Origin of the sequence: Dietzia maris (assembly GCF_014144855.1) — a bacterium.
Lineage (GTDB): Bacteria > Actinomycetota > Actinomycetes > Mycobacteriales > Mycobacteriaceae > Dietzia > Dietzia kunjamensis.
On record NZ_JAALDN010000097.1, the window covers coordinates 1 to 7,588 of the forward strand.

At 72.0% G+C, this 7,588-nt stretch carries 5 protein-coding genes and 1 pseudogene; 2 read left to right on the top strand and 4 right to left on the bottom strand.

The window, feature by feature from the left end; genetic code table 11:
* The coding region (locus G6024_RS03855) for an FAD-binding oxidoreductase (RefSeq protein WP_182640304.1) at positions 1-1,030 on the bottom strand (1,030 nt) is incomplete at its 3' end.
* A gap of 135 nt (positions 1,031-1,165) precedes the next feature.
* Here G6024_RS03855 and G6024_RS03860 point away from each other — a divergent pair.
* Entirely contained in the window at positions 1,166-2,197 is a 1,032-nt protein-coding gene (locus G6024_RS03860) for an SLAC1 family transporter (RefSeq protein WP_200841548.1), read from the top strand.
* Positions 2,198-2,208: 11 nt separating this feature from the next.
* Here G6024_RS03860 and G6024_RS03865 read toward each other — a convergent pair whose 3' ends face one another.
* Both G6024_RS03865 and G6024_RS03870 read right to left on the bottom strand, forming a co-directional pair.
* Positions 2,209-5,532, bottom strand: a complete 3,324-nt coding sequence (locus G6024_RS03865; RefSeq protein WP_182640305.1) for an error-prone DNA polymerase — start codon at positions 5,530-5,532, stop codon at positions 2,209-2,211.
* Positions 5,533-5,565: 33 nt separating this feature from the next.
* Positions 5,566-6,489, bottom strand: a complete 924-nt coding sequence (locus tag G6024_RS03870) for a ferredoxin family protein (protein WP_067712561.1) — start codon at positions 6,487-6,489, stop codon at positions 5,566-5,568.
* Between the two features lie 86 nt (positions 6,490-6,575).
* Between G6024_RS03870 and G6024_RS03875 the strand changes: the two genes are divergently transcribed.
* A complete protein-coding gene (locus tag G6024_RS03875) occupies positions 6,576-7,217 on the top strand; it encodes an AMIN-like domain-containing (lipo)protein (protein WP_159148103.1) in 642 nt (213 codons plus the stop codon).
* A gap of 32 nt (positions 7,218-7,249) precedes the next feature.
* Here the strand turns inward: G6024_RS03875 and G6024_RS03880 are convergent.
* A pseudogene (locus G6024_RS03880) lies at positions 7,250-7,588 on the bottom strand (hypothetical protein); the annotation flags it as partial.

The following is a 7,588-nucleotide window of genomic DNA, read 5'->3' on the forward strand; positions in this document are numbered from 1 at the left end:
GGGTGCCGGTCTTGCCGAGGCTGGTGAACGCGGCCCGGCGGGCCATGGTGAACTGCTCACCCTCGTCGGGGTCGTCGGTGGCGAACACGTCGGTGGCGCCGTGGGTGCGGAACGCCTCGGCCATGAACCCGGTCTCGGCCGCGCGGTCGGGACCGGTGAGATCGGACTGGGCCAGGAGCATCGCCCCCGCCGTGGTGTCCAGGCCCATCCGTAGGTCCGCCTCGACGGCCCGGATGGAGACGGTGTCCATGAACTCCAGCATCGCCGGGCGGATCCGCCGGGTGATGGCCAGCACGGCCTCACTACACGCGACCACGTCGGGGAAGATCCCCACCACCGTCGAGCGCGGCGGCTGCTCCGGGATCAGCCGGAGGATGATCTCGGTGACGATCCCCAGCGTCCCCTCGCTGCCGACGAACAGTTTGGTCAGGCTCAGCCCGGCGGTGTCCTTGAGGCGCGGCCCGCCCAGGCGCACCGCCGTCCCGTCGGCGAGCACGACCGTCATCCCCAGGACGTAGTCGGTGGTCACCCCGTACTTCACGCAGCACAGTCCGCCGGCGTTGGTGGCGATGTTGCCGCCGATCGAGCAGATCTCATAGGACGACGGGTCCGGCGGGTACCAGAGACCGTGCGCGGCGACGGCCCGTTTGACCTCGGCGTTGTAAAGCCCCGGTTGGACGGTGGCCGTCCGGGTGACGGGGTCGACGTCGATGTCGCGCATGAGTTCGGTGGACAGCACGATCCCGCCGTCGACCGCCGTCGCGCCGCCGGACAGGCCGGATCCTGCACCCCGCGGGACCACGGGGACGCCGTGCGCGCTCGCCCAGCGCAGGACCTCCTGCACGTCCTCGGTGGTGCGGGCCCGGACCACCGCCAGGGGCAGGCCCGGGTCGGGGGCCTTGGCCCAGTCCTGGCGGTAGCCCTCCAGAAGGTCCGGGTCGGTGAGTATCCGCGCGGTGTCGAGTCGGGCTCGCAGTTCATCCAGCGGGGCGGCGGGATCGGGGCCACGGGAGGCGGTCGGGGCGCTCATGGGATCGAACGTACGGTGTCGTGCCCGTGGGCGTCGGGGATCCGGGCAGTCGCTCGCCGGGGCGCGACGGAGCGGCGGATGTCGTTGTCCCCCCCGGATTTTCGGGCAACGACGAGGTGCGGGCATAGTGTCCTGGTGACCACGAGCCGGGGACCGCGATCAGCGCCCGCGGCCCCGTCCGTCCCGGGGCCCGGCCCCGCCTGGTTCGGTGCCGTGATGGGCACCGGTGGTCTGGCGACGCTCCTGCAGATCCACGCGGTGCGGGTTCCGGGTTTCGCGCCGGCCGCGGTGGTCATGGTGATCCTGGGCTGGGTTCTGTTGCTGGGGCTCGGCGCGGGGTTCGCGCGATCGGTGGCGCGCGCCCCGGACATGTGGACGTCCTCGGTCCGGGATGCGGCGATGCTGCCGCTGTGGGGCATGGTCTCGATGGGGTTGCTCGCGGTGGGCTCCGCGTCCTTCGTGGTGGTCGATGCCCGCGCGCCGGCGCTGTCGACCATCGCGTTCGGGGTGGACGCGGCGTTGTGGGCTGCGGGGACCGTGCTGGGGTTGGCCACCGCGCTGAGGTTCACCGTGTGGCTGGTCACCGCCCGTCCCGACCATCCGTTGCCGACGTGGGCGTTGCCGGTGGTGCCGCCGATGGTGTCCGCGGGTGCGGGGGGCCTGATGTCCAGGCACGTCGATTCGGAGGCTGTCCGGTCGGTTCTGGTGGGCGCGTGCTCGGTGTGCTTCGTGTTGGCCCTGGTGCTGGGCGGCGCGGTGATCGCCAGGACGTATCACCACGCCTGGTTTCGGACTCCCGTCCCGGTGGAGTTGGCGACCACGACGTGGATCCCGTTGGGGATCGTGGGTCAGTCCGCGGCCGCCGCGCAGGTGCTGTTCGGCGCGACCCTGGGGGGTGTCGCCCGGGCCTATGCCGCCTCGGTGCTGGTGGCGGGGGCCGGGCTGGGCGCTTACGCGGTGTTCTCCACGATCAGGGGCTTCCTGGCGCGCATGCCGTTCAATCCGGGGTGGTGGGCGATGGCGTACCCGCTGTCGACGTGCGCCCTGGGGTCGTTCTACCTGGATTGGGATGCGGCGAGTGTGTTCACGGTGATGGTGCTGATCGTCATCTGGTCGCTGTGCGCGGTCGCCAGTGTGCGGGCGATCGCGAGGGCGCGGGCCGCCTGACCGGGGGCGGCTCACCGGAAGTCCCGACTGCGACCGATGGCCATACCCAGGTGCAGGCGTTCGATCTTGTCCGCCACCACGCTGACCGCGCCGGAGCGGTTCTCCACGGTGCCGCGGACGATGAGCGCCGGGGACGCGGAGACGATCGGCCGGTATCGCGCCCACAGTCCCACCGAGCACACGACGTTGGTCATGCCCGTCTCGTCCTCGACGCTGAGGAAGGTCACGCCCTCCGCGGTGGCGGGACGCTGACGGTGGGTGACGGCTCCGGCGACCTCGACGCGGCTGCCGTCGGGGACGTGGGCGAGCCCGGCGGTGGTGCATACGCCGCGGGAGTCGAGCCACGGCCGGGCGTGGACGGTCGGGTATTCCTCGGGGCTGATCCCGGTGGCCGACAGGTCGGCGGAGGTGAGTTCGAGGACGCTCATGCCGGGCAGGGCCGGGGCGTCGACCTGGCTGAGCCCGGGCAGCATGCCGGGCTTCTCGCGGGCCGCGGTGGCCGCCGACCACAGGGCGGACCGACGGCCCCCGGTGCCGAGCGAGTCGAGCGCCCCGGCGGTGGCGAGTGCCTCCATCTGCCGGACGGACAGGCCGGTGCGGCCGGCGAGGTCGGCGGCGGAGGTGTACGGGCCGTGGGTGTCGCGTTCATCGGCGATCGCGGTGGCCAGGTCCTCACCGATCGCCCGGACCGACTCCAGTCCGAGGCGCACCTCGGCACCATCGTTCTCGCAGGTGGCCCCACCGAGTGAGCGGTTGACGCACGGGCGGTGCACGGTGACACCGTGCCGGCGGGCGTCGGCGACGAGCGACTGCGGCGAGTAGAAGCCCATGGGCTGGCTGCGCAGCAGCGCCGCGCAGAAGATCGCCGGGTGGTGGCACTTGAACCATGCGGAGTAGTAGACGATGGCGGCGAAGGACTGGGAGTGGCTCTCGGGGAAGCCGTAGTTGGCGAAGGCGCACATCTTCTCCCAGATCCGCTCCCCCACCTCCGGCCCGGTGACCGGGGTCCCGGGCGAGCTGGTGCCGATCCCGTGCAGGTCGCGCATCCCGTCGAAGAACCGTTCCTTCAGTCGGGCCATCCGTTCGGGTGACCGCTTGGACCCCATCGCGCGGCGCAACTGATCGGCTTCCGCTCCGGTGAAGCCCGCGATGACGGTGGCGATCTGCATGAGCTGCTCCTGGAACAGCGGGATCCCCAGCGTGCGTCCCAGCACCTCCTCCAGCGCGGGGTGGTCGAACACCACCTTCTCCCGGCCGTTGCGGCGACGGATGTAGGGGTGCACGGACCCGCCCTGGATGGGGCCGGGACGGATGAGCGCCACCTCGACCACCAGGTCGTAGAACGTCCGCGGTCGGAGCCGGGGCAGGGTGGCCATCTGTGCGCGGGACTCCACCTGGAACACACCCACCGAGTCGCCCCGGCACAGCATCTCGTAGACCTGCGGATCCGCGAGGTCCAACCGGGCCAGGTCCACGTCGAGATCCTTGTGTTCCGCCGCGAGGTCGATGGCGTGATGCAGTGCGGTGAGCATGCCCAGGCCCAGCATGTCGAACTTGACCAGCCCGACCGCCGCGCAGTCGTCCTTGTCCCACTGCAGGACCGTCCGTCCCGGCATGCGTGCCCACTCGACGGGTACCACGTCCGCCACCGGGCGGTCGCAGATCACCATGCCGCCCGAGTGGATCCCCAGGTGGCGGGGCAGTCCGACGAGCCGCCGTGCCAGCGCGAGCACATCGGGCGGGACGGTGTGCTCGGTGGCCTCCCTCTCGTGGTTCTTCAACCCCGACCACCGGTCGACGCTCTTCGACCACGCGTCCTGTTGCCCCGGGGAGTAGCCCAGGGCCCGGGCCACGTCCCGCACGGCCGATCGTCCGCGGTAGGTGATGACGTTGGCGACCTGGGCGGCGTGGTTCCGGCCGTACCGGGAGTAGACGTACTGGATGGCCTCCTCCCGACGGCCGGACTCGATGTCCACGTCGATGTCCGGCGGGCCGTCGCGCTCCGGCGCCAGGAACCGCTCGAACAGCAGCTGGGCGCGCACCGGGTCGACGTTGGTGATCCCCAGCGAGTAGCAGACCGCCGAGTTGGCGGCCGAGCCGCGGCCCTGGCAGAGGATGCCCTCGCGGTGGCAGAACTCGACGATGTCGTGGACGACGAGGAAGTACCCGGGAAAGCCCAGTTCGGCGATCACCTGTAGTTCGCGGTCGATCTGCGCATACGCCTCCGGGGCCTCTTCGCGTGTCCCGTAGCGACGGGCGGCGCCGGCGTAGGCGAGCTCGGCGAGCATCGTGTCCTCGGTGTAACTCTCGGGGACGTCGAACGGAGGTAGCTGCGGGGCGATGAGCCGGAGGTCGAACGCGCACTCCCGGCCCAGCCTGTCCGCCCCGGCCACGGCATCGGGCCAGCGGTCGAACAGTTCCGTCATCTCCTCGCCCGAGCGCAGGTGCGCCCCGCCCGCGGCGGGCAGGTGCGCTGCGTGGGTCTCCAGTGCGTCGCGCGCACCGAGCGCCGCCATGACCGAGGCCAGTCGCGCGTCCTCCGGCCCGGCGCAGTGGGCAGCGGTGGTCGCGACGACGGGCAGGCCCGCCTGCGCGGCGAGACCCGCCAACGCGTCGCATCGTTCCGTGTCCTCGGGAACCCCGTGACAGGTCAGCTCCACGACCACCCTGTCCTGACCGAACAGCTCGACGAGCTGGTCCAGGGCCGCACCGGCAGCGGGGATGTCGAAGTCGGACGCCCCCGTCCCGCCGCGCTCCAGGGACCGACGGACCCGGCCTCGACGACAGCCGGTGAGCACATACCAGTGACCGCCGGCCGCCTCCGCGAGCTCGGTCATCTCGTACCGCGGTTCGCCCTTTGCCCCACCCCGCAGGTGGGCGTGGGCGATCGAGCGCGACAACCGCCGGTAGCCCTCCTCACCCCTGGCCAGGACCAGCAGGTGCTCGCCGCCCGGTAGCGAGAGTTCCGCCCCGAACACCGTGGCCAGTCCCAGCTCGGAGGCGGCCTCGGCGAAGCGCACGACCCCGTACAACCCGTCGTGGTCGGTGATCGCGAGCGCCGTAAGCCCCAGTTCCGCCGCCGCCTCGGCCATGGCCTCGGGAGAGGAGGCCCCGTCGAGGAAGCTGAACGCGGTGTGGGCGTGCAGCTCCGCGTACGGCACTCGCCCCCGGGCGCGGGCCCGCGGAGGGGCCGTGTACCCGCCACGCTTGCGTGACCAGGCGGGGGCGTCGCTGCCGTCGCCGGGGTGCGGGTTCTCGGCCCCTCGCGGGCCCGGTCGTCCGGAGAGCACCCGTTCGAGTTCCGACCACGTCCTGGGTCCGTGGTACCAGTTCACCGGTGCTCACCCGCCCGGTGTCGGTGGGTCGATTCAGAGCAGGGTGAGGGACTCCACGACCCACGCCGAGGCCTCGCCGGCGGGCTTGCGGCAACTCTGCTGGCGTGGCGGGAGCGGTCGCTTCCCTGCCTCGACCCGCCAGGCGCGTCCGTCGGTGTGCCGGACGACGACCACGAGCGGGTCATCCGGGTCGACGTCGACGATGAGATCGTCGATCCCCGCCTCCACGCCGGACTCCCGGACGGCGACCTCTGCCACCTGCCCGGCCGGCGCCCACGTGCTGCGACCCCGCAGGTGCTCGGTGACGACCCGACCGTCCAGTTCGGCCTCGACGATGCGGGCCGCGAGATCCGCCTCCGCGGGTCCGTAGGTGTAGCCGGTGCCGGGGAGCAGCAGGACCGGGGCGAAGCGGTGCCCGCCGGTGTGGGAGCACTCCCACACCGCGGCGTCCGGATCGAGCGCGGACAGGCGGGCTCCGACCAGCTCATCCAGTTCGGCCACGACCGGACGCCCCCGGACCGCACAGCACTGGTCACGCTTGGCGTGGGTGCACACCAGCGGCACCGGGGCCGAGATCTCGCGGGTACCCGCCACGTGCCCACCGGGCGAGAGGTCCAGGTCGAGCATGTCCGCGGGACGGTCGACACGGCCGACCCGGATACTCCGCCGGCCGGGCCTGGTGTCGCACAGGTAGAAACGGTGACGGTCGATGCGTTGGCCCTCGCGGCCCGGGCGCCGGATGAAGAGCATCCGGGATCCGCAGGCCGAGACATGTTCCTTGAGTCGCTCGGACAGCTCCTCGCCCAGGGCTTCGCCGTCGAAGATATCGCGTCCCCAGCGCGCGGGAACCTCCAACAGGACCCACGATTCCTCGTGGGCCGCGGTACCGGCGGGCGGCTCATCGGCCGACTGGAGGGAACACCAGGCAGTGAGTGGGGTGGGATCGATGACTGACACGCCCCCATGGTGCCCCACCGCGCGACGTGGTGTAACTGTAGCCACCTCGTGGGACAAAAGTGATGAGAGGGACTTAAGCTGGGGCCATGCGTACCCGACATCGCCGCCTCGCAGCGGCCGCCGCCCTGACCGCCGCCGCGTCCCTGGCCATGGCGGGCTGCGGGGCCGACACCTCGACCGACGCCCCCGCCACCAGCCAGACGACCACTGCGGGATCCTCCCCGGCCGCCCTGGCGCAGGCTCTGGCGCCGGAGGAGACCGAGGCCGCCGACCCCACCGCCGGCCCGACGGACTCCGCCCCCAAGCGCGAGGAGGCGGACGCTGCCGCCGGACGCGCAGAACTGGTGGTATCCGAGATCCGCATGGGCAATTTCCAGGGCAAGGACCGTGTGGTCTTCGAACTCGACGGCCGCGGGACCCCGAGCTATTCCGTGGACTATGTGGACAGCCCGGCCCAGCAGGGCAGCGGCTTTCCGGTGGAAGTGCCGGGCGACTCCTTCCTGCAGGTGACGATCGGCGGCCAGATCCTGCCCACCCAGACCGGCATGGAGGAGGTCCCCGTGGGCACCGTGGCCGGCGACGACGCGACCGGGGTGGCGGGCGTGGCGTTCACGGGACAGTTCGAGGGGCAGGCGCAGTCCGTGATCGGCCTCGAGGGCTCGGACCGGGCATTCTCCGCCTTCCTGCTGCAGAACCCGACCCGCCTGGTGGTCGACATCGAGCGCTGAGCCGCGCCGGGGGCGCCTCATCCGCGAACGGCTCATTCGTAGACTCCTTCCACGATCCAGTTCCCCTGTTCGTCCCCGAGCACGCCGCAGAGCAGCAATGCCGCCGCACGCTCGGGGACGACCTGTATGCGGGCCCGAGGGCGGCGAGGCTCGCCGTCGGGCGTCGGCTCCCACCAGGCCTCGTCGATCGGCCACGGCCGTGACCAGCCGAGCAGCGCGCAACGGCGACCGCCCACCTCGACCGCGGCAGGCCTGCCGCTGAGCAGACCCCGCGGGGTCACCCCCACGACATCTCCGGCTGCACTGCGCAGCACGACTCCCCTGACGAGGGCCACCCGCGCCGCGACGGCGGCTCCCGGGTCGCCGCTCTC

Excerpts from the sequence above, each read along its gene's own strand:
- G6024_RS03875 (WP_159148103.1), top strand. The coding sequence starts at position 6,576 with ATGCGTACCCGACATCGCCGCCTCGCAGCGGCCGCCGCCCTGACCGCC.